The organism is Vibrio sp. 10N.286.48.F5, from assembly GCF_041469785.1.
In the GTDB taxonomy this organism is placed as follows: domain Bacteria; phylum Pseudomonadota; class Gammaproteobacteria; order Enterobacterales; family Vibrionaceae; genus Vibrio; species Vibrio crassostreae_C.
In genome coordinates this window covers 55,109-75,945 of record NZ_JBFRLG010000012.1, presented here as the reverse complement: position 1 = coordinate 75,945, position 20,837 = coordinate 55,109, and the positions used below count along the sequence as shown (strand labels likewise).

At 40.0% G+C, this 20,837-nt stretch carries 21 protein-coding genes; 8 read left to right on the top strand and 13 right to left on the bottom strand.

Annotation, left to right across the window (positions count from 1 at the left end):
• The first annotated feature begins 1 nt into the window (after position 1).
• Positions 2-1,039 (top strand): iron ABC transporter permease, encoded by a 1,038-nt coding sequence (locus AB4185_RS09270; RefSeq protein WP_017064312.1) that lies wholly within the window; start codon positions 2-4, stop codon positions 1,037-1,039.
• Positions 1,039-1,821 (top strand): heme ABC transporter ATP-binding protein, encoded by a 783-nt coding sequence (locus AB4185_RS09265; RefSeq protein WP_050620596.1) that lies wholly within the window; start codon positions 1,039-1,041, stop codon positions 1,819-1,821. The genes AB4185_RS09270 and AB4185_RS09265 overlap by 1 nt, the downstream gene beginning before the upstream one ends.
• A 300-nt stretch (positions 1,822-2,121) precedes the next feature.
• Here AB4185_RS09265 and AB4185_RS09260 read toward each other — a convergent pair whose 3' ends face one another.
• A complete protein-coding gene (locus AB4185_RS09260; RefSeq protein WP_017062760.1) occupies positions 2,122-2,583 on the bottom strand; it encodes a TetR/AcrR family transcriptional regulator in 462 nt (153 codons plus the stop codon).
• 530 nt (positions 2,584-3,113) lie between these two features.
• On the opposite strand from AB4185_RS09260, the gene AB4185_RS09255 reads away from it, so the two are divergent.
• Positions 3,114-3,413: a YfcZ/YiiS family protein gene (locus tag AB4185_RS09255; RefSeq protein ID WP_017062761.1), complete on the top strand. Its 300-nt coding sequence runs from the start codon at positions 3,114-3,116 to the stop codon at positions 3,411-3,413.
• 36 nt (positions 3,414-3,449) lie between these two features.
• Here the strand turns inward: AB4185_RS09255 and AB4185_RS09250 are convergent, their stop codons facing one another.
• Complete coding sequence (locus AB4185_RS09250) at positions 3,450-3,746, bottom strand: YnjH family protein (protein WP_102332681.1); 297 nt, start codon at positions 3,744-3,746, stop codon at positions 3,450-3,452.
• 103 nt (positions 3,747-3,849) lie between these two features.
• On the opposite strand from AB4185_RS09250, the gene AB4185_RS09245 reads away from it, so the two are divergent.
• On the top strand, positions 3,850-4,449 hold the full coding sequence (locus AB4185_RS09245; RefSeq protein WP_017062763.1) for a hypothetical protein: 600 nt from the start codon (positions 3,850-3,852) through the stop codon (positions 4,447-4,449).
• Positions 4,450-4,614: 165 nt separating this feature from the next.
• On the opposite strand, the gene AB4185_RS09240 is transcribed toward AB4185_RS09245, so the two are convergent.
• Positions 4,615-5,721: a 1-acyl-sn-glycerol-3-phosphate acyltransferase gene (locus AB4185_RS09240; RefSeq protein ID WP_137001459.1), complete on the bottom strand. Its 1,107-nt coding sequence runs from the start codon at positions 5,719-5,721 to the stop codon at positions 4,615-4,617.
• 175 nt (positions 5,722-5,896) lie between these two features.
• Here AB4185_RS09240 and AB4185_RS09235 point away from each other — a divergent pair, with 175 nt between their 5' ends.
• Positions 5,897-6,523, top strand: coding sequence for a hypothetical protein (locus tag AB4185_RS09235; protein ID WP_017064307.1), 627 nt, complete (start codon positions 5,897-5,899; stop codon positions 6,521-6,523).
• A 133-nt stretch (positions 6,524-6,656) separates the two neighbouring features.
• Here the strand turns inward: AB4185_RS09235 and AB4185_RS09230 are convergent, their stop codons facing one another.
• The gene (locus tag AB4185_RS09230) at positions 6,657-7,142 is read right to left on the bottom strand and encodes a hypothetical protein (RefSeq protein WP_017064306.1); all 486 of its coding nucleotides are present in this window, start codon (positions 7,140-7,142) and stop codon (positions 6,657-6,659) included.
• Between the two features lie 27 nt (positions 7,143-7,169).
• Positions 7,170-7,691 carry a nicotinate-nicotinamide nucleotide adenylyltransferase gene (locus AB4185_RS09225; RefSeq protein WP_017064305.1) on the bottom strand — a complete coding sequence of 174 codons (522 nt, stop codon included), beginning with the start codon at positions 7,689-7,691 and terminating at the stop codon, positions 7,170-7,172.
• Positions 7,692-7,800: 109 nt separating this feature from the next.
• Between AB4185_RS09225 and nadE the strand changes: the two genes are divergently transcribed.
• Complete coding sequence (nadE, locus tag AB4185_RS09220; RefSeq protein WP_017062768.1) at positions 7,801-8,631, top strand: ammonia-dependent NAD(+) synthetase; 831 nt, start codon at positions 7,801-7,803, stop codon at positions 8,629-8,631.
• 106 nt (positions 8,632-8,737) lie between these two features.
• On the opposite strand, the gene AB4185_RS09215 is transcribed toward nadE, so the two are convergent.
• Together AB4185_RS09215 and AB4185_RS09210 are read right to left on the bottom strand one after the other, a co-directional pair.
• Complete coding sequence (locus AB4185_RS09215) at positions 8,738-10,609, bottom strand: MOSC N-terminal beta barrel domain-containing protein (RefSeq protein WP_372135366.1); 1,872 nt, start codon at positions 10,607-10,609, stop codon at positions 8,738-8,740.
• Positions 10,610-10,818: 209 nt separating this feature from the next.
• Positions 10,819-11,583: an EAL domain-containing protein gene (locus tag AB4185_RS09210; RefSeq protein ID WP_017062770.1), complete on the bottom strand. Its 765-nt coding sequence runs from the start codon at positions 11,581-11,583 to the stop codon at positions 10,819-10,821.
• A gap of 269 nt (positions 11,584-11,852) precedes the next feature.
• Between AB4185_RS09210 and AB4185_RS09205 the strand changes: the two genes are divergently transcribed.
• Positions 11,853-12,809, top strand: coding sequence for a helix-turn-helix domain-containing protein (locus tag AB4185_RS09205; RefSeq protein WP_372135365.1), 957 nt, complete (start codon positions 11,853-11,855; stop codon positions 12,807-12,809).
• Positions 12,810-12,905: 96 nt separating this feature from the next.
• Complete coding sequence (locus AB4185_RS09200) at positions 12,906-13,916, top strand: helix-turn-helix domain-containing protein (protein WP_372099858.1); 1,011 nt, start codon at positions 12,906-12,908, stop codon at positions 13,914-13,916.
• A gap of 246 nt (positions 13,917-14,162) precedes the next feature.
• Here AB4185_RS09200 and AB4185_RS09195 read toward each other — a convergent pair whose 3' ends face one another.
• From AB4185_RS09195 to AB4185_RS09170, 6 genes are all read right to left on the bottom strand, one after another.
• Positions 14,163-14,426: a hypothetical protein gene (locus AB4185_RS09195; RefSeq protein WP_017062773.1), complete on the bottom strand. Its 264-nt coding sequence runs from the start codon at positions 14,424-14,426 to the stop codon at positions 14,163-14,165.
• Positions 14,427-14,959: 533 nt separating this feature from the next.
• Positions 14,960-15,700 (bottom strand): LysM peptidoglycan-binding domain-containing protein, encoded by a 741-nt coding sequence (locus AB4185_RS09190; protein ID WP_065584792.1) that lies wholly within the window; start codon positions 15,698-15,700, stop codon positions 14,960-14,962.
• Positions 15,697-16,824: a hypothetical protein gene (locus tag AB4185_RS09185; protein ID WP_372135364.1), complete on the bottom strand. Its 1,128-nt coding sequence runs from the start codon at positions 16,822-16,824 to the stop codon at positions 15,697-15,699. Before AB4185_RS09185 ends, AB4185_RS09190 begins: the two co-directional genes overlap by 4 nt.
• A complete protein-coding gene (locus tag AB4185_RS09180; protein WP_241910041.1) occupies positions 16,781-17,485 on the bottom strand; it encodes a hypothetical protein in 705 nt (234 codons plus the stop codon). Before AB4185_RS09180 ends, AB4185_RS09185 begins: the two co-directional genes overlap by 44 nt.
• A 13-nt stretch (positions 17,486-17,498) precedes the next feature.
• Positions 17,499-20,300 carry a CS1-pili formation C-terminal domain-containing protein gene (locus tag AB4185_RS09175; protein WP_372135363.1) on the bottom strand — a complete coding sequence of 934 codons (2,802 nt, stop codon included), beginning with the start codon at positions 20,298-20,300 and terminating at the stop codon, positions 17,499-17,501.
• A complete protein-coding gene (locus AB4185_RS09170; protein WP_240492705.1) occupies positions 20,300-20,827 on the bottom strand; it encodes a hypothetical protein in 528 nt (175 codons plus the stop codon). Before AB4185_RS09170 ends, AB4185_RS09175 begins: the two co-directional genes overlap by 1 nt.
• Positions 20,828-20,837 lie beyond the last annotated feature (10 nt).

The following is a 20,837-nucleotide window of genomic DNA, read 5'->3' as shown; positions in this document are numbered from 1 at the left end:
TATGTTGTTACGCTCCGTCCCACTGAAAACGTCGATGTTAGCTCTAGGTGCAACCCTAGCTTTTGTCGCGCTGTACTCGATCACTGTTGGGCCAATGAACATTAGCTTAGCGGACAGCGCCACAAGCTTAATTAAACCAAACAATGACTTAGCACCTCACATCAACTTAGTGATTCAAGAGATCCGCTTACCTAGAACCATCTTGTGCATGCTGATTGGTGCGATCCTCGCCTTGTGTGGTGCAGTGATGCAGGGTTTGTTTCGAAACCCACTTGCAGAACCTGGCATCATAGGTGTGTCTGCGGGCGCAGCATTAGGTGCTGCACTGGCTATCGTTTTGTTCTCTGAGCTATCGCTTCAATACCCTGCTTTCATGAACTTTGCTGCGGTTCCTGTGTTCGCTTTTCTTGGCGGCGCTTTAACCACGCTGCTGGTGTATAAGCTGGGTACAGGTAAATTCGGCACCTCTGTCACCATCATGTTGTTGGCGGGTGTGGCGATCAGTGCGCTCTCTGGCGCAGGTATTGGCTTCTTGAATTTCATTGCTGATGACCAAATGCTGCGCGATCTTTCATTGTGGTCGATGGGTTCATTGGCGGGCGCTAAGTGGTCAGGAATTTTGCTGGCAGCTGTCACGCTCGTTGGCTTGTTTGTTGTTTTCTACCGCCAAGCGATGTCTCTAAATGCTCTATTACTGGGCGAGTCAGAAGCGCAACACCTTGGTATCCCAGTTCAAAAGCTGAAACGAAAGCTGATTCTACTGACGGCTGCGGGCGTTGGTATCACAGTTAGCCTGTCTGGCATGATTGGTTTTATTGGATTGGTTATCCCACATTTAGGTCGCATGTTGGCAGGCCCTGACCACCGAGTTCTGTTGCCACTATCAGCGGTACTAGGCGCACTGCTGCTAACCGCCGCAGACATGTTCTCACGTGTGGTACTTGCTCCGGCTGAACTTCCTGTTGGTATTGTCACTGCGATTATCGGCGCCCCATTCTTCTTATATCTACTATTTCAACAGAAAGGGAGAATCCTTTAATGTTTCCTTCAGCTTTAAAAGCGACCGATATCGAAGTGAAGTTCGGCAGTAAAGTGATATTAGATGGCGTTTCTATTGAGATTGAAGCGGGAAAGGTAACCACACTGCTTGGGCCAAATGGCGCAGGTAAAAGCACGCTGCTTAAAGCTTTGTGCCAAGAGATATCAAGCAACGGCGATATCCAGTATTTTGGACACAGCAAAGACAAGTGGCCTTCTCACAAGTTAGCTAAGCACCTTGCTATGCTTCCTCAACACAGCACCTTGACCTTCCCATTCTTGGCACATGAAGTTGTCGAGCTTGGTGGGATTCCTCTGCAAGAATCCAACAAGAAGCTGACCAGCATTGCTAGCCAAAAAATGGATGTTGCTGATGTGACTCACCTGAGTGAAAGACTTTATCCTTCGCTATCAGGCGGTGAAAAGCAGCGAGTGCACTTGGCTCGAGTGTTAACTCAGCTTCACCACTCTGGTGACCAATGTATTTTGATGCTTGATGAACCAACCTCTGCACTGGATCTTGCCCACCAGCACAACACCTTAAAGATTGCGAGAGAATTAGCCGATAACCACAATGCCGCGGTTATCGTGGTTTTGCATGATCTCAACTTAGCCGCGCAGTATTCCGATCGATTGGTGGTATTGAAAGATGGCAATTTGGTGTGTGATGGCAAGCCTTGGGATGCACTGAAACCTTCGATGATAGAAGATGTGTATGGTTACAAAAGTATCGTAGAAAAACACCCAACCATGAGCTTCCCTCAGGTTCACCCCGCACAATAAGTCCGATTAAGGAGCGACTCGTTTTGAGTATTCGTTCTTGATAACAATGACGTAATCCTAAGCCTCGATTTGTTCGGGGCTTTTTATTGGCTCACAGCCACTCTCTCGGCTTAAACTCAATTTTATTAATAACCACAACAGCAAGCACCAAAACGACTCACCTTGAGCATTTGAGGCTCTAGAAATGAACTCTACTTGTTAGGGTTACTTAGCTTTTAACACTGAAGAGAAAAACGCACAAGAAGTGAAACGGCAGGCACAAAAAAAGCCCCCGCAGGAGCTTCTTTTATTGAGTGCTGATTATTGGCTCATACGAATCAATGATTTACCAATCAACCACTCTAGTTCTTTACCGCTAGTATCGCCAAACTGAGTTTCAGTCAGCTTGTATAGACGATCAATACCGTTTGCAGCGAACTCATGTGCGCTCTCAGCAGTAACGATATGATGAAAAAGTAAACGTAAGATTGCTAGGAACTCAGCGTCTTCAAGTGCTGCAACCCAGCTAGCTGAAAATGCGTCAAGGCCATTTTCGAAGTCAATATGTTCCACGAACATCTTGAAAATACGACCGTCTAGAGCAGCAGTAAAATCCGTTTTCTTTGGAAAGTGATGACTTATACCTGTACGAGAAACACCCGTTTGTTGACTCAACGTCGTGTATGACATCTTGTCGTAACCCAATCTTAGTAGCTGGTCTACAACGGCATCCATGATTTTCTGGATCGTGATTTCTGTATCTTCTTTACTACGCTTTGGCATATTCAGGCTCTTCTCTTTGTAAATCCATCTAACTCAATCAAATGAAGTCAGAATGAAAATCGTTATCAGCATTATGTGAGCAAGGTATTTTTTCGCAAGTATTTATAACTAAATTCACACAAATACTATGTACGAACAATTTTACAGTGATGCCTCTTTGGACACTTTGTCTAATTATTCTTCGAAAATCACCTTACAATCCTAAGTCGATAAGTTTAAATAACTACTTAGAATATGAAATACCCAACGAAAAATTCATTGTATAAATACCTATCAAGCGATAGATAGTCTTATAAAATCATTTCTGGCGCAACTAAGTGAATGATATTCTGACATATTAATAACATTCCTTTTCAACAAAACGTGAGGTAAATCACATACATATTTGGCGGCGCGAATATAGATATTCATCAAACACCTTAACAAACAACATAGCATACCAGTATAAATTAGTTCAAAGGTTTTAATTTTTGTAGATACAGTTCAAATTGCTCGTTAGAATAACCTCAGACTTTGTAAGAGGATTATTTATGAGCCAAGATATTGGTAACAACGATGTATGTGAGGCTTGCGGCTGTGCAGGCGAAATCGGGTTCATCATTAAAGAAGGCGACGATGTTGCTGAAGTAACGGTTTACGGAAACTCAAAAGCACTGATTGAAGCTGAGTTTGCTAAGTATGTTGAACTTGCTAAACAAGTGTCTAGTAACGTTGAGTTCGAAGCATCAGAGATGACTGAAGAAAGCACAGAGTTGCACGCTCGCTTTAAATTTGAAGTTAGCGCTGAGAAGATTATTTTTGAACTTAAGACTCGCTCTCTAGCGCGTTAATATAAGCATTTATATGCTTATTAAAAGACGAGTGAATTACTCGTCTTTTTTTAATTGAACCCAAGCCAGTGACCCATTTTGCTCAAAATCGTTTTCTGCAGCGCACTGAATCACTACGCCCCCCACCTCTAACACAGCCCCAATGCTATAAGCCTTGTCATCGTAATAACAAACTCGTTGCTGTTGACTGCCTTGTGTCACCACTACCGCAGCTTTACCGGGCGTTGAAATTACTTTATTGGCACTCGCAGACATTGAGCCAAACAATGAAGCGGCTATCAGAAAGACCTTAATAATTCGTATATTTACTCTAATCATTGATTTACCTATCATCTTTGCTCCATTCCTCGTTAATCTACCGCCAAATGGGTAAAACACTATGCGAGATTAATTTTTCCATTATAGTGTAAGCGTCTATCGTAATAAGAAGCCTGTTATGCTCAGAATAATTGCACTTATTATTGGTTCCTTAACCATAACAAATGTCAGTGCTGAACCACTCGATCACTATCAAATATTGAACCATCTCGATAATTACGGAAACTTATATCTACGAAATAAGCCTTATACATCACTTCCAACTGGCTTGGTGGTAGATGGTAATCTCAATATAGAGAATACTGCGATCACACGCCTACCCAAAGGGTTAGAAGTGAACGGCAGCCTTAAAGGCTCTAACAGCCAACTCGCTCGAGTCCCGAGCGGGGTTAAGATAAAAGGTTACGTCGACTTGATTGGCAGCCAAATCACCAGCTGGCCAAGAGGTGTAAGAGTGGGCGGCTTTATCAACCTCACCGACACTCCACTGGAAAGGCTACCGAATGGCTTTAGAGTAAAAGGCGATCTGAGCGTGATCCGCACTCCTTTAACCGAGTTACCCAACGGGATCGTGATTGACGGCGACCTTTATATAGGCGGTTCTGGGATTACAACATTCCCCGAGACCATGACAGTCAAAGGCAACATCTATCTGGGCGGCAACACCGTAACCAAATGGCCAACCAATCTAGATCTCGGTGGTGCAGTCGCTCGCTAATTCAGGCTAATGCTCTAATGCTCTAATGCTCTAATGCTCTAATGCTCTAATACGTTAATGCTCGATCGCAGCAACAAATGGTGATTCAGAAACAAAAAAGGAGCCCAAGGCTCCTTTTTCAATTCAATCAAGTTGCTAATCAACTAGCAAGCTAACTAACGCTCGTTAACCAATGTTCTTCACTGGGTTGGCGTAGCTATCGATCAAGTACTGACGCGCACCTTGTGGCAGGCTCGACAGTTTAGCTTCAAACTCTTGTTTAACGGCCGCTGTAATCGACTCATCTTCTTTTTCTGCTGCCAGCAAGTTTACTGGGAACAGTTTGTAGTTATCGTGGATCTGACGATCGATCTCTTCAGCAAGCGCTTCAGGGGTATCAAAATCTTGGTCGATAACCTGACCGAAGCCAACGTGAACGCGTCCTTTATTACCGATGATGCCTTGAATGATACTTTCGATATCTTCAAACTCACCCTTTTCGTAACTGCCGTTTACGTCTTTTTCGAAAAGCTCTATCGCTTTAGCCGTGTCACATGGGTCGTTCTCGTAAGAAATAGCCACAGGAACAATCTTCAATGACTTCACGTATTCAGGGAAAGCAATTTTTTGCTTACGTCCTTCAACGTGGAACATTTTCAAAATTGCTGGCTCAGTAAAATCGTTACCGTCTTTCGCACGACCTTCCTTTTGAGCGATCCAGATTGAGTTGCCCGTTTCTAGAGAGTGCTTAATGTAAGAAGACAACTGCCCTAGCGCTTTCATCATCTCACGCGGTCCTTTCAAAGAACGCTTTACGATGAAGCTCTTATTTAAACGCATCAATTCAGTCGCACATGGCTTTTTCAACAGGTTGTCTCCGATAGCGATACGACAAGTCTGATGATTATTTTGATGCAGAGCGTAATTTACCAACGCAGGATCCATAGCAATGTCACGATGGTTTGATACAAACAGATAAGCTTGGTTCGCATCCAGTGACTCGATACCAGTGTACGTCACACCGCTAGTGGTTTTCGCTAACGTGTCGCGTAAGTACTTTTTCACTTCAATCTGAATGGATTCAACGCTAGTCAGCTTGCTCCATTTCATTTTTAAGTACACACGCAAAATCGGGCTCATTAATGCTTTGAACCAAGACGCATGGTTTGAAAAACGGTAGTGCAAGATTGCACTGATAAATTCTTCATCATTAATAAGACGGTTTAGTGCCGCTGGAATTTCATCATCGCCGTAAGGGCGAATATCAACATATGGATCGGTTGGAGAGGTCATTTTTTAATTCATATAATAAAAAGCTGGCTCATTCTACGCGTTGTTTTGACTTCTCGCAGCTACAGAGCCCATACTTTTGACAAGGTCAGACCAGAAACATTGAAAATCCCCTGTTATTGTTGGCATTCTTTAAGATTAACGGTAATCTTGACGCCCCAAAATTAAGGTACTATCTATGAACTTCGCTATTGAATATACATCGGCTTACTTTTCACACTTGGTGATCACACCACGCAAGAAAGTACTTAAACATAGCCTTGTATCGGTTCAAAGTGGCTTGGTTTTGATTAAGTTAGGCAAACAAGAGTATGCCGTTGAACCAGGACAAAGCGTCTGGATTCCATACGACTGCCTAACGTCACTGACCTACTTTCCAAACACTCAGGTTAACCGTGTCGATTTTTCTGTTCGTTTGACGGATTCATTCCCAAGACAAGCGGGTTACATCACGCAAACGAACCTCTCTTCGGCACTACTAGAAAAGCTAGAACAAACCAAAGCTCGCGCTTCTAATGCCAATAATACGGAACAAGCGTTTAAAGATATGCTTTCTGTATTGAAGCAAGAAGTGTTGTCGTTTAAACCCCTGCTTTGCGAAAGTGCTCTTTCTCAGCGATTCAATCAATGGAACATTGATGATTCAAACCTGCCACAAGAGCACACTCTGGTGATGGTGATGCGAGAAGCGAAGAAGCGCATGCAGTCAGGTCAAAAACGTTCACTTGTGATTGATGATCTGTTCTCAGGTAAAGAAGAAGAGTTCGAGCAACTGTGTATGCTTGTTTTTGGTGAAGATTTATAGCTTGCCGGAAAGTGAGTGCTGGTATTAAAACTCGCAAGCCAGATACTAAAAAGCCGCAAAAACTGAGTTTTTGCGGCTTTTTTAATTCTTACTATTTAGACGTAGATAGCAATCTATCTGTGTATCTGCCTGTCTAAAATGGCAACTCAACCTGCATCATTAGGTCGGCGTCACGTGAGTCGTGCCAACGATAATCAAAGCGCATACGCGGCTGCCCTTCGACTTTCTCGCCAAAACCGATGCTGAGTTGAAGACCATGATTCATCAACCACTCTTCAGTCGACATATCATACTGCTCATCTTCAAGGTCTTCTGGAAACCACATACCCAAGCCAACATAGTTTGACTCAATGCTTTGTGTCAGCAATGGCGAGTCTTTGGTTTGAAGAACCCAGTCAGACCAATAGTCCGGTGTGCTTTCCGGTTCATCATCGCTCAGCCCACTGATTTCCATCATACGTTGGCCAAAAGACTCAATGCTGGTCGAGAAATCTAGACAATTGTCATCTTCATCAGAAGTCAGCATGATTGAATCTAAGCTAAAAAAATCACACTCAGCATACGCAGGCATACTACATGCTGCCATGATCAACGTCGCTGGTATCGCGCTCTTTAGCATAGTCCTCTGACCTCTTGATTAGTGAACTCACATTATCTGATACAGTCCACTATCTTGCAACATCTTTGTAACTGACTTTGTACTCAGTTTTGCAACATCGCTTCCACTTATCAGTGCATTACGTATGTCTGTGCTGCGAATTTTCACTTTTTCAGGGCAAGCCATTACAGACCACTGCTCGGTAATCTCATCTGATTTATAGAAAGATGAGAACTTAAAGAAGTTATCTGGGCCAATAACAAACGTCAGTTCAGCGTCACGATGTAACTTTTGCAGTTCACTGAGTACAGCAAAAGTCGTCACGCTTTCGCCGGGTGTAAATAAGCTCTTTTCGATCAACGAAAGCTCAACTTGATCCAGTGAAAGATCACTGATAAATGCATTAACTAACTGACATCTCGTATCAAAGTCTAGCATCTCTTTTCCCCAAGCATGGGCAATACTTGGAACGAGTAGAATTTTGTCAAAGTGAGCCAACGAATCAATCACACTTTTATGCCCTAGGCTCGGTGGATTAAACGCACTACCGAAAATGGCTATTTTTTCCATTGTTTATTACTGCCTTCTCTTTCTAAGCTTGTGCAAAGAGGTTTTTAAATCGGATGATTTAGGTATGATAACACTAGATTTTTAATTTGCTTGCAGGAAAGGAATACGAATGGAACAGTTAATTCGTGACGAAATGCGCGTACTACCTTCAATTGACCCTCACTTCGAAGTGACTCGTCGTGTGGACTTTATTAAAACGAAACTTCAGCAGTCAGGCTGCAAGTCTCTGATCCTTGGTATCAGTGGCGGTGTAGACTCAACGACCTGTGGCCGCTTGGCACAGATGGCCGTGGATAGCCTGAATGAAAACTCTGGCAGCAACGACTACCAATTCATTGCGGTTCGCCTACCTTACGGCGAACAAAAAGATGAAGATGAAGCACAACTTGCTCTCTCTTTCATCCAGCCTTCTCAATCTGTTTCTGTAAACATCAAAGCGGGTGTTGATGGGCTTCACGCAGCATCTCACGTTGCACTTGAAGGTACAGGTTTACTACCAACAGACTCAGCAAAAATCGACTTTGTTAAAGGTAATGTGAAAGCTCGCGCTCGCATGATCGCGCAATACGAAATTGCGGGTTACGTTGGTGGTCTTGTGATTGGTACTGACCACTCAGCAGAAAACATCACTGGCTTCTACACCAAACACGGTGACGGTGCATGTGATTTAGCGCCTTTGTTTGGCCTGAACAAGCGTCAAGTTCGTGAACTTGCAGCAACGCTAGGTGCGCCAGAGCTATTGGTTAAGAAAGTGCCTACTGCCGACCTAGAAGAGCTTGATCCACAGAAAGCCGACGAAGCAGCATTGAACCTTTCTTACGACCAAATCGATGATTTCCTTGAAGGTAAAGAAGTCCCTCAAGACGTGTCAGACCGCTTAGTAGGCATCTACAAAGCAACACAGCACAAGCGTCAACCGATCCCAACGATCTACGATTAATTGTTTGAATTAATCTTAGAATCAAAAAGGCCGGAAGTTCATTTCAGTGAACTTCCGGCCTTTTCTATTCAATGTGCTTTTCTTTCTGGCCTTCCGACCTACCGAGTTAGTCTACAACTTCGATATCAGTTTGAGGCACACTGCAACACGCCAGTATTTGCCCCATGTTGCGTTCATGCTCTTGCAACGCCGGTACATCAGGTTGATGAACTTGCCCAGACTCAAGGGTCACTTTACAAGCACCACAGAAACCCGCGCGACAGCTTGATGCGATAGACACACCTGCCGACTCAGCTTGCTCTAGTAGTGTTGATTGGTTGTTGCCTTCGAACAGGTAGCCGTTAACGCTCAACTGCAGTTGCTTCACCGCTTCTTCCGTTGATTGAGCAACACCAAACGCTTCTTGATGATAATGCTGAGGATTCAGCCCCATTTGAATCAGCAATTTCTTGGCATTATCCATAAAGCCGTCAGGGCCACACACGAATGCTTGGCGCTTATGAAGGTCCTCAATTTTGGCGACATGAGACACACTCAAACGACCTGACAAACCATCCCACTCTTTCGTTGGTTGGCTTAGTGAATAAATCACACTTAGACCAGCATGTTCGCGAGCGATCTTATCAATCTCAGCTTGATAAGGGATATCTTCTTCACTGCTGCATTGGTGATAGAACACCACATCATCAATCTGACCATGGTCGGCTAAGTAACGAAGCATCGACAACATAGGGGTGATGCCGCTTCCCGCTGATAACAGCAGTAATGGATGTGTTGGGTTATCTTCTAAGTAGAATGCGCCATCTGGATTCTGAGCAACTAGCGTGTCACCGACTTGGAAGTGATCATTGAGCCAGTTTGAGATTTGACCATCGTCCACTCGCTTCACGGAAATCGCCAAACGACCTGCGCGTGAAGGGCTAGAAGATAACGTGTAACGACGAGACACTTTCTCGCCATTAATCACCATTTCAATCGGTAGATGCTGCCCCGGCTGATAGCTTGGTAATAAATTGTTCTCTTTCGCTGGCTCTAGCCAAAAGGTTGTGAAGTCGCGAGCGATCTCTTCACGCTCGACGCAAGTTAAGTGCAGTGACTCGACCCAAGAGTCTTCGTAGTGTTCTTTCTCTTTGGTTTCAAGTACCTCAACAACGTCACCCGCTTTCACCAGACCTTCATTTTTCGCCACAAGGTTCTGACCAAAGAAAACGCCACCACGTTCATTGGCTCTGAACGTAGAAAAGGTATTGAGTGGCTCTTTTGTTGCTCTGAATTCGCCGCTCTCAACATCGACTGTCGTTAGGATACAGCGCTCACAAGGCTTCACCGCTTCGAATTCAACCTCACCAATTCGAATGCGCTTCCAACCATCTTCAGCAAACGCTTCAGTGTTTGAGACGACAAAATTGGTGCGGAACTGATCCATGGAATGCGTTTCAGGACTACGGCGATTCAACTCATCAAGCGAAGCTTGGCTGATGATTAACATCGGGTAACCATCGGCGAAACTGACATTCTGACCAAGCTTTTCTCGAACACGATTAGATTGCTCACCACAGAACAGAAGTTCTACGCGAACACCAAGCACATCGCTAAACCAATCATCCGCCTCGTCGTTGGTGGTATACGCAGTGAAGCTATCTTTCCACACTGTTGCAGGCGCTTCTTGCATCTTGAAGTTTGCATATTTTAGGCGCAGCGGTTCTTTGCCTTCGTAAGTAAAAATCAAACCGTCTGGCTGCAAGCTAGAAGACACCTTGACCATTTTAGGGTACTTACGCGCCGTCACCATTGAGCCGTCAGCCAAGGCCAACATAAAACGTCTGTCGAAGGTAAGGCCCTGTTTTTCGACCCAAGCAGAAGAGAGTGCAATCCCACCTACTGATTTAGCCGGAAACACATTAATTTGAGATAAGGAGGGCTGTTGACCTGAAAGCTCTTGCTCCAAAGCCTTTTGATCCAAAGGTGACTGCGACATAACGATTCCAATGTTTTGTTGTTTGTCCCAATGCTAACAAATGGTTATAAATAGATAAACTGGCAGGCATTAAACACTTGATACTAAGTAGGCATGATTAAACTAATAGAATGGCATTATGTTCCGGCAAACCTAAAACTCTTGAAACTAACGATGATGCTTTACACACTAAAAGTAACCCGAATTTATTCACGCTATTTTTAAGTAGATCAGCAATATGCTGCACCTTGTTTCGACAATTGACTCAATGAGCCAGGTTTGCCTAAGTGATAGCCCTGAAAATAATCTATGCCCTGCGATTGTGCAAAACGTAAATCTTCATGGTTTTCTATACCTTCAGATAACAATTCAATCTGATACTTCCGAGCTAAAAATCTAAGACGCTCCCAAAAGGTCGAATTATCACTCCGGTTTCTCATTAACGACCGATCTATTTTCACTATGTTCGGTTTAACAACCCTAATCAGTGCTTCACCAGTGTTATAACCACTGCCATAGTCGTCTATCGCGATTTTAATTCCAAGACCACGACATACTCCAAACTGGGACATCATCCTTTTCTCGTCAATGCCAACCGGGTATTGTTCATTCTCAGTAAGCTCAATCCATAAGGTTATACCCAACTTATTACATGCTTGCCAAATTGGGGAAATATCACGTAGAAAAGTGAAACTTAAAACGTGATCAGGGGAGATATTAATAGTCAGAAAATCAATCATTTTCTTCTGAGACAATAATTCCTCGGACACTCTTAACAAGAATATTTGAGTAAACCATGCAATCTTCTTAGAGTCTAACAGACAGCGAATTGACGATTCAACATCGTGCCCTTTTTCCCAACGTAACAAAACCTCAGCACCGACAGTTCCATTGCCATTAGTTATCGGTTGAAAAACAGGATAAAACAATCCCTGATTAACATCGTCAATAAGTGCTTCGGCTTGTAAATTTTCAGACAACATATTCGTATTCATAAACAAACCTCTTTTTGTGATTAATCCATACTACAGATCAATAACTAGCAAGGATTAGCATGAACAAATCATATGTAGCTTTACATGCCTACTTCTTAACCGTGAAGACAAACTGCATAAGTAGTTAAACGAACTCCTGTACAAATACACAATGCCGTTTCAAAACGGTAATCTCGAGTCTGTTACTTTTAGATAGGTTATTAAAAACGCCATAAACTATCATAGATGACTATACTTCAATTAGATCAAATTACGCTTAGGGATAATGTATGTTTGGTGACTATTTAAAGGAATTGAGAGTCTCACTAGGTCTTACTCAGAGTGAGCTTGCTGTTAAGTTAAACCTTGCAAATGAAGAGTTTCGCTCTGTAGACGTGGTAACTCTCAGTCGTTGGGAACGAGGAAAAACCAAACCAACACTTGCAAAATGCCTAAGAATCTTGCGTTGTTTACAGGTTGACCTGAGTGACTTTTATGAATTAATACCGAATCCAAACGAAACAAAGCTACTAGACGAGATTGAACAACTTCGTTTTAATAACAGGGTAACGAAGCTTTCATCATTAAGTTATGAAGAGCCACAAGAGCCACAATCAACTTTAATTACTGAGATGCCACTTCTTTTGAAAGATGATGACAAGATACTATCTAGCCTTAAAATCTTTTACGAAACAGCCATCCATACACCGAAGGGTTTTTTCGACATTAATCTATATGACTACCAACAAAACAAACGAGCTATTTTAAAAAGATTTATAACAGAAAGCGGGCAGTTGGTAGGTCACTCAATTAGTTTTATATTCGAAAGTGACTATTTTGACAAAGTTACTCATTCAAAAATCATTGATATCGACCTGACAAAATCTGTCAGTTATAAAAATTCGACTAAGTTATCGGTTTGTAATTATAATCGTTACTCTTCTAATTTCCAGATATTTCGATGTATGTTAGTTTCTCAATTTATAAACCTAATTCACTATTCAAATGTTCAACGTTATTATTTCTTTAGTGCATGGTCTGAAATCGGACAAATTTTAGAGCAACTTGGATTTAAGAAAATAGCATTTGATATTGAGTCAGAAAAAGGAGGTTTTAAATTAGGCAACCGCTCATTCGAACATTGCTTATACGAAATTGATACAGCGACACTTCTTTCTCAACCCGAAATAATAACCCTCATAAAAACAACCCAGTGGGATAACCAATACTCAATCAAAAATCATTAGGCATAGCCAAACAGCCTTTAAATTAAGATGCCTACCATCTTAAGTTTCTACACATAATAATACTTCGCCTTATGCAAAAGATTGGAGAAAACTACTGTGTTTGGCGAATACTTAAAAAAATATCGAATCGCGAATGAACTAACACAAAGTCAAGCAGCTACAAAGCTCAACTTACTCGGAGGAGATCTATCGAACATTGACACAGTTACACTTAGTCGATGGGAAAGAGGAAAAACTAAACCAACTCTTAGCCGTAGTATTCGTGTTTTGCGAGAATTTACCAACGATCTTGAGCCTTATCTATCTAAAGTTAGTCATTTACTACATCAAGACCCTAGTTCTAAAAATAGAGTTGATCAATTCGACTCTCTGATGGAAGAGAAATACCGTAGTTTAAATAATTTGATCGCCAGAGCAAATTATCAGTCAACATCGATGATCGAACACAATCCTGTTTGTGAATATCCGATTGGAAATTCTAATGATAGTGAGATTGTAAATTCTGTACTTGTTTTTCATGAGAAAACCTCTGATGAGAATATTAAGCATGGACTCTATAAAATCGATTTTTTAAACTATTGCAATGAAAAACATTTCATTGCCTATAAATATGTCGACAGCGTCACAGGGGAGCTATTAGGACATAACATAGGCACTATATTCACGACTGAAGGTATGATCTCCGAAATTGAAACACTTTCTCAAAAGTCGATTAATGAAATAGATTTAAGAAAAACCGTTCCTTATAATAAAAGCCGAAAATTAGCTTATTTTGCGGTGAGCCAGCATTCGCTGTACGAGCGACCTTTTCGTCTACAATTAAATAGAGAATTCAGGTTTCTAGCAAAACACGCTAACATTACCGACTACTACACAACAGTTGCTATAAAGAGCTCAGCAGAAGTACTCGAAAAAATGGGATTTTCTGTTGTTTCGTACGAGAAAAAATCAACCAACGGTGCAATCAAAATTGGTAAACACTATTATTCTAAAGCTTTAATGCACATAAAAACAAGCCAGCTATTTACTCAACCCGAGTTCTTGAACTTGCTTACAGGCTGTCAAACCTGTTCAAACCCATGCTCAATTAGCTCTCAGTGTTGCTAAGCGGTCTCTTTCCGCGCACATTAACAGGAGTACCAATCCATCGAAAGATGGATAAACTCCTGCTTGCTTCAATCTTTCAAAACACAACTCTACAGTTTTGACATTCGTATTCGATATTATTGAACCAATATACCTCATTATTTTCCCACTTAAATTATCAGTACAATCTATATACTATGTAATTAAGCGATTGAGTATTAAAGCATATGGTAAAAAGTTAGAATCTAATATGCTATGTTCGCTTGACTACATGTCAACCTCGCGAACAATTACATCATCTACTTCATTGTTTAGTAATGTTACATAACTGCTCTGAGTCATGCCTCTTACAGCTTTCGTGTTTTGCATGCCATCCACATTCGTTAGACTTTTGTCAGAATAAATTGCTCGTATATCTCCATCGACTCGGCCTGAAAACGTGACATCATCAGCACTAATAGAAGCAATCGCTGAGGTTGCAAAAAATAAAAACGAACATAAAACGACCTTAATATTGACAAACGACTTCATAAACACCTCAAATGCAATTGGTTACATATGAGAGTTTAGCTTATTCGCAGAAAAAAAGAAGTCCAATGCCTACCAGCCACTCTTGCATCCGTGATGTTAGATTTGTAAACATTAATTTGTTCAGAAAAGTCCATTCATAACGATCATTATATAGCATGGATACGGCCACATCAATTCACCAGACTTATGCATATTATGCACTGGTTAGCGATTTGATGGCAGTTAAACCTTAGGGAGAGACCGAAGAGTAAAACGCTAATACATATCTTGCAAGTCTTCATAGTAGTTTAATGGTTTTACATTAAGAGAATTAAATTTTATCTAACTTCGTAATATTTAATACCTGAACCTAAGATCTGGTATGTAAACCATGATTCTTGGCAACACTTGATTATTCACATCAACGTAAGCTATGTAAGATCATAGATGAATAGTTAGACAGATTTAATCGAGTGCAAAAAAAAAGCATCACCATACCTTATAAGAAATAGGTCTAGTAATACTTTAATATTGATCAGGTTACCGGTAAGAGCTTATTCTAATACTTGGCCAGGAATGATCAAATCAGGATTTTCAATATCATTACTCTCAATGATCTCTTCTAAATCGAAGCCGAACTTTCTACGTAGTTCATATAACCAATCACCTTCTTGTACGACATAAGGTAATGTCGGCTTAACAGCAACTTCGGATATACTGTTAGACATAGTATCGAAGTCACAGTCCGTATCAGTTGGGTCAGATGTGCAATCCGGAGCTTTCGTAATTTCAAGTGACGAAGGGCGAGGTTCAACTTGGTCAGACTCAATCTTACGCTTACTGTCATTGAAATAATAAGATAATCCAACCACGGCTTCTCGTTGATTTTGCCCAAAATCATCATTCAACGTTTGATTAAGTGCGATACTCGCACCGAAATATTCATTCAAAGCATACTCAGCAAGGTACTCTATTGTTGGATATTTATCTTCAAATCCGACTCCAACCTTTAAATCAATTTCTTCTCCATCATGTATACTATAAAGCAAACCTAAATCAGGTATGTACTCAGAATCATCTAATAATTTATAATGTTTGATACCTAGATTCAATTGAAGTCGGTTATATTGGTAGAGAAAATAAATAGATTGAGAATTCTCAAACATATCTCCATCAAAATTATAGCCATAGTTTGCCCCTACCCCCAAAATATGAGCAGTTGGCTTCTCAGCAACCGCTGCACCGCTGGTTAGTACTAGAAACATAAAAAAAATATTATTAATTAGTCGGTTCACAGGTTCACCTCATAAACAACATTAAACGACCCTTGGTAATTACCTGAACTGAGTGCATTTCCATCGACATCAAAACTAACATCGTATGCTACATCAACTTTGTTACTACCTTCTCCATTCACTGTAATCACTTCTGAATCAGGAAAAGATGCGGTATTAAGTACTCCGTCTTGGACAATCACCTTGTCAGGGCTTTTGCAGCCAATGGCACACGTGATTGTGTAGGGTATCTTTTCTAGCGAGTTATCAATATTTGTAAGCTCATAGTCACCTGACGTAGGGCTAAATGTCATAATAACGCCTGTAGGTAAAGTCCCTAACAAGCTAACATCATACCTCGTTGTACCAGAGATCCTTTTTGTTGCAGTATCATACTGGGGTTCAATATTCCCGTCTCCAAGTACCGTTAATGATTCAAGGATCGCAGCTTGATAATCAATCGTGATAATTAACGTCTCCGGCACTCTGGTATAAGTCATCGTACCGGTTTGACTTGTAAAAAAGTAAGTGGGTGAAAGGTTAATTGATGCCGTAAAAGTTCCAGATCCAACAGGGGCTGCGAACACATCATTACTGATATTAGGCAAAGCGAAAGCAGGTCGATAAAACTTAAAAGGCTCTATTCGGCTTGTTGCTGTGTAACCCATTCGCGACACACACAAAGTCGACTCTTGGCCCACTTTCGCACTCGAACCACTTATATTTGTAGCTGCACACTCATTGGCAACTCCCATTCCCACATTTGACCCGTAGTCTTTTGATGTGAAATAACTAGCCGAGCTACCCAAATTGTACTCAACGCCTAACAACTCCAGGCTGGTGTTAAAACTTTCGCCTGTAGAATGATTAACAAAGCTAACGTTATTAACGGGTTGGTTATCCATCGTTGCGGGATACCACTCTGTCGTTGGTTGCTCTTGCGCTATCGTCCATGCAGATGGAGATATAGCTTCACTACCGAAATAACTATTTGGCGCCGCATTGTTCCAAACCACAGAGTTGTTTGCTGTAATCGTTCCGTATACATCTGCAGCATGGCTACTATCTAAAGCCGTGAATAATAGCGCTATACTAATTAGGCTATTTCTTTTTAATAGTGATATTTTTGTTATAACTGTAATCATGGTTGGCTACCTTAACGGATAACGAATCGACATTTTGCAGGCCTTCTGCTAATTTTATGGTTTTCTTTCGACCAGATAGTATTGTATTAGTTTGTTTACATTTGTTACTAACAGAATTCGGTTTACAGTTATCAAACTGTATGTAGAAAAATGTGTTACCATTATTTTCCACATAAACTTCTGAACCGTTATATTTAACTTTGTAGTCAACATTAGTATTTTTTGCAGGTACAATATAATAAGGAGCATAACCATAATTAATACCAATTATACTTTCTTTTTTATCTCCATCGATAACGCTAGGCATGAAAGTCACTTGATAAACTTTGTCCTTCTCTAAATCATCACAATTAACCTGACATAAATTCTTTACTGATACACGACGTCTTTCCCCCGGATTTAATATCAGTTTATTGGGTAATAGCGCAAGATCCCATAAAGGTAAATTATCTTTTGTTAGCTCTACCTTTTCTAACTCTCCGTTTTCAACCTTTACTTGGCTAACGTTACCTTTTATATATTCAGGTTCAGTTTTCGAACTAGTCAGAGTAAAAACTTCATTACCATCTTCTCCAGCTATAAGAAGCATTTTATCTATGCTAAATGCATGGCTAAAAGAGGTCGTCATTAATAGAATCGAAGTAAATATTACACGTTGCATAATTTTCTCTATGTTAGTTATAAGCATATGGCGTCATCTCCATATGAACTGCATAATTAATGAGTTCATCAACATACAGTTTGTTTGCCGTAGTTAGTTGCTCAGGAGACTTAGCGAATATATACAAATAACCGCCAAGCTTTTTGTTTATAATTTCAACACCTGAGTTGTTCAGTTTGTTCTGATAGTTCAATACAATATTACTATCCTTGTATTGCCCTAAGTAGTAATAATAAACACCATCAACTAGGGCTATCTGATAACCTTCACTATTTTCTTCGAATGATGGCATACAGAAGTTATTACCTAAATTCAAATTATTAACCGATGATAACTCCGGTATTACACATTGGTTTTCCTTAGATATAATTTTGTAAGGTTGTTTATCTTTCACCTTAAATTGATACACACCTTCAACAAGCTTGTCAGTAGAAACACAACCTCCACCGATACATTCAACTCCGTCTATTGGATTTCCATTTATATCACTAAACGTCGATATAAATGATTTCAACTCAGACAACGACGTATCCAAACGGATAACAGTTCCTGGATAACTAGTAGCCGACGTATAAGACTCACCATTGTTGTAAAAATCAGAGGCTTCCGTATCAAGCTTGAATTCATATTCATAGAACTCTTTTAATGGATATACCGTCAAAGCATCTCCACTAACATAAGCATTGCTTTGTTTTCCATTCTGCTCGGAGTTAACTACCGCCAAGAATTTTCCATCCGAAGACAGTTCCCCTGTATCATTATTCGAAATAAAATAAGAAGATGACTTTTCACTCGTAAACTCTATTCCTTGAGAAGTTACGATATTACTTGTACCAATATATGCAGAAACACTTGTATTACTACTTGAATTGATATAGGCATAAGAGTTTGAGTCAATATGTTTATTCTTATAATTTGCAGACAATGATAAATCGGCACTGCTTTGGTCTTCAGTAGAATCTTGATAATAAAGTCCCGCAGAGCTTGATACATTTAGATTGTTTCTGTTAATTAGACTACTTGAGACTGTATCTCTATGCGATAGCGCAACATCACCACTATCATCTATTTGTGCTTGTGTACTATGTGTGTATGTGTTTTCCTGGCCTATTGGAATAATTATTGAGGCCATAACACCATAATTTATATCGCTCGATTCACTTGCTGATAACTCTAAGTTCACCTTTGAGTCAAGTGGTAATGATGATATCTGCACGCCACTTCTTGCAGACCAACTTTCTGATTCATTATTATAACCATTACTAAAATCTTTATATTGGTTTTTTGTTAATATACCCGATATATATGATGATATATTTCTCGTTAAGTACTTGTTGTAATTTACTGATAATGACGTATAGTTCGAGTTACTGAATAAAAGTTGAGACAAACTAATATCTCCAATACTATTATCATTTTCACTATCAAATTTTGTGTAAGATACACTTAAGTTATAAATCCCCACATCAAAATTATAAAAACTAGATCCATCGTCAAATAATCCTGTTACTGCCGATATTCTGGACACTTCCCCTAAAGATAAGTGACCACCAACATAATTATAATTATCTTCCCCTGTAATAAACGAACCTACACCCAGTGCAAAAAAATCCGTAACTTGATAGCTCAATTTCCCATTGGTGAACATTGGACTTTCATAATTATCATAAGCAAAGTTGATGGATTTCTGGTCAAAATCGTCCTCTAGTCCCGTATTCGTCAGGTCTCTTGATAAATAACCGGCTGTAATATGATAATCTAGTTCGCCGGTTTTAATCGACGAAGAGCTTGTATTGACTATCAACCTATCTTCTGTGTAAAACTCTTCACTGCCATCAAATATTCGAATTGTCGCAGTATAAGTACCAAATGGTAGCTCGTTATAGTCAAAGTATTCTTGCCCTGCATCCACATTACGACTTAATAGAACACGGCCTCTATCATCATTAATTTCTAGTCGACCAGCTCTTGAAATGTTCAAATATACTCGTCTAGAATTAGAAGATGATTTTTTTACTAGCTCTCTCGTCGATCCAATCGACAACATGTAACCAGAAGTTTTGCTGCCATTTTCTAAAAACTGAGTACTATTCCAAGAGCGTTCTTGGTATTTATACCCGACAGAGAAACGAGTATTACCACCAACATAGTTATACGATGAGTCATCCGAACTGAAACCATTGACATCACTAAAGTTTAGATCATTATGCAAATAGCCATACTTGCCAAAACCTGCATAATTTTCATGTTGATAAGAATAAGACGATGTATAATCAGTGTTGTCGCTATAAGAACCAGATAGATTCAAACCATGTGACATAATGATCGCGTTTTGATCGATCTCTTCTTTTACAAATTTTATTTCTGACTCTTCTATTATCTCAGTTAAGAATTGTGAGTTAACATGAATAATCAATGATTGGCTATCTGGCACATAAACAAAATCATATAAATCAGGTAGTAGACCACATTCACTTCGATAACCTTTACAATCTAGGCTCGATTCAACCCCATTTACCAGTGTTGTTGCCATCGCATCGCTAACATCTTTCTCAATACCAAGTTCATTCGCCAATGCTTGTGCTACAAGTTGTTTTTGTGAAGTGGGAATTCTTACTTCATCACCCGAGATGAAAGCTTCCGAATAGAATAATTTGTTGTTATCAGCCGAGAGAATTAGTGGCATTCTTATCAACTTCTCTTCAAACATATCTTCAAATCCATCTGGAATATTTGCGACGGATTTTGAACTATATATTATGGCCAAGAAAAATATGATAATTAAGTTTAAACCAAACCAAAGTCTAATAAACATTATAGTTGAAGCTCCACATTGAACGTAATACGACCATTGCAATCTAATGGCTCATCACTCGGTATATTTTTATTTGTCACTAATTCAAATTCATTGGTAGAGTTTTCATATTCAGTATTTTTAATATTATTAAATTCAAAGTTTGGTATATCTAAAATATCAGAGTAATGTTTTCTATCGATATAGAGATCGACAAAATCATCATACATAGTCTCACCGCTATCGTTGAGAACACATTTAGAAGTGAACTCTGATATGTTATAACTGTATTCAAACGAATCCCCAGTGCTTGTTGGTATATTAGTTCTAATATAAGAATAAAAACGCCCATTTAGAAAGGTTTCGTTCTCACTATCATACTTCAGTGCAATAAACTCATCAGATAAATCTACACTTATAGAATAGTCATACAAATTCGCTCTATTTATTTGTGTATTTACTGGAAATGAATAGCTTTCATAGCCAAAGCTATTGAAACTAAAAATAACAAGCAATAATAGAAAGAAATAATTTATATAGATATTCATTTTCATCAGC

Bases quoted from the DNA above. Each gene is read 5' to 3' on its own strand.
- AB4185_RS09270 (WP_017064312.1), top strand. From the start codon at position 2: ATGTTGTTACGCTCCGTCCCACTGAAAACGTCGATGTTAGCTCTAGGT.
- AB4185_RS09265 (WP_050620596.1), top strand. From the start codon at position 1,039: ATGTTTCCTTCAGCTTTAAAAGCGACCGATATCGAAGTGAAGTTCGGC.
- AB4185_RS09260 (WP_017062760.1), bottom strand. From the start codon at position 2,583: ATGCCAAAGCGTAGTAAAGAAGATACAGAAATCACGATCCAGAAAATC.
- AB4185_RS09255 (WP_017062761.1), top strand. From the start codon at position 3,114: ATGAGCCAAGATATTGGTAACAACGATGTATGTGAGGCTTGCGGCTGT.
- AB4185_RS09250 (WP_102332681.1), bottom strand. From the start codon at position 3,746: ATGATAGGTAAATCAATGATTAGAGTAAATATACGAATTATTAAGGTC.
- AB4185_RS09245 (WP_017062763.1), top strand. From the start codon at position 3,850: ATGCTCAGAATAATTGCACTTATTATTGGTTCCTTAACCATAACAAAT.
- AB4185_RS09240 (WP_137001459.1), bottom strand. From the start codon at position 5,721: ATGACCTCTCCAACCGATCCATATGTTGATATTCGCCCTTACGGCGAT.
- AB4185_RS09235 (WP_017064307.1), top strand. From the start codon at position 5,897: ATGAACTTCGCTATTGAATATACATCGGCTTACTTTTCACACTTGGTG.
- AB4185_RS09230 (WP_017064306.1), bottom strand. From the start codon at position 7,142: ATGCTAAAGAGCGCGATACCAGCGACGTTGATCATGGCAGCATGTAGT.
- AB4185_RS09225 (WP_017064305.1), bottom strand. From the start codon at position 7,691: ATGGAAAAAATAGCCATTTTCGGTAGTGCGTTTAATCCACCGAGCCTA.
- nadE (WP_017062768.1), top strand. From the start codon at position 7,801: ATGGAACAGTTAATTCGTGACGAAATGCGCGTACTACCTTCAATTGAC.
- AB4185_RS09215 (WP_372135366.1), bottom strand. From the start codon at position 10,609: ATGTCGCAGTCACCTTTGGATCAAAAGGCTTTGGAGCAAGAGCTTTCA.
- AB4185_RS09210 (WP_017062770.1), bottom strand. From the start codon at position 11,583: ATGAATACGAATATGTTGTCTGAAAATTTACAAGCCGAAGCACTTATT.
- AB4185_RS09205 (WP_372135365.1), top strand. From the start codon at position 11,853: ATGTTTGGTGACTATTTAAAGGAATTGAGAGTCTCACTAGGTCTTACT.
- AB4185_RS09195 (WP_017062773.1), bottom strand. From the start codon at position 14,426: ATGAAGTCGTTTGTCAATATTAAGGTCGTTTTATGTTCGTTTTTATTT.
- AB4185_RS09185 (WP_372135364.1), bottom strand. From the start codon at position 16,824: ATGATTACAGTTATAACAAAAATATCACTATTAAAAAGAAATAGCCTA.
- AB4185_RS09180 (WP_241910041.1), bottom strand. From the start codon at position 17,485: ATGCAACGTGTAATATTTACTTCGATTCTATTAATGACGACCTCTTTT.
- AB4185_RS09175 (WP_372135363.1), bottom strand. From the start codon at position 20,300: ATGTTTATTAGACTTTGGTTTGGTTTAAACTTAATTATCATATTTTTC.
- AB4185_RS09170 (WP_240492705.1), bottom strand. From the start codon at position 20,827: ATGAATATCTATATAAATTATTTCTTTCTATTATTGCTTGTTATTTTT.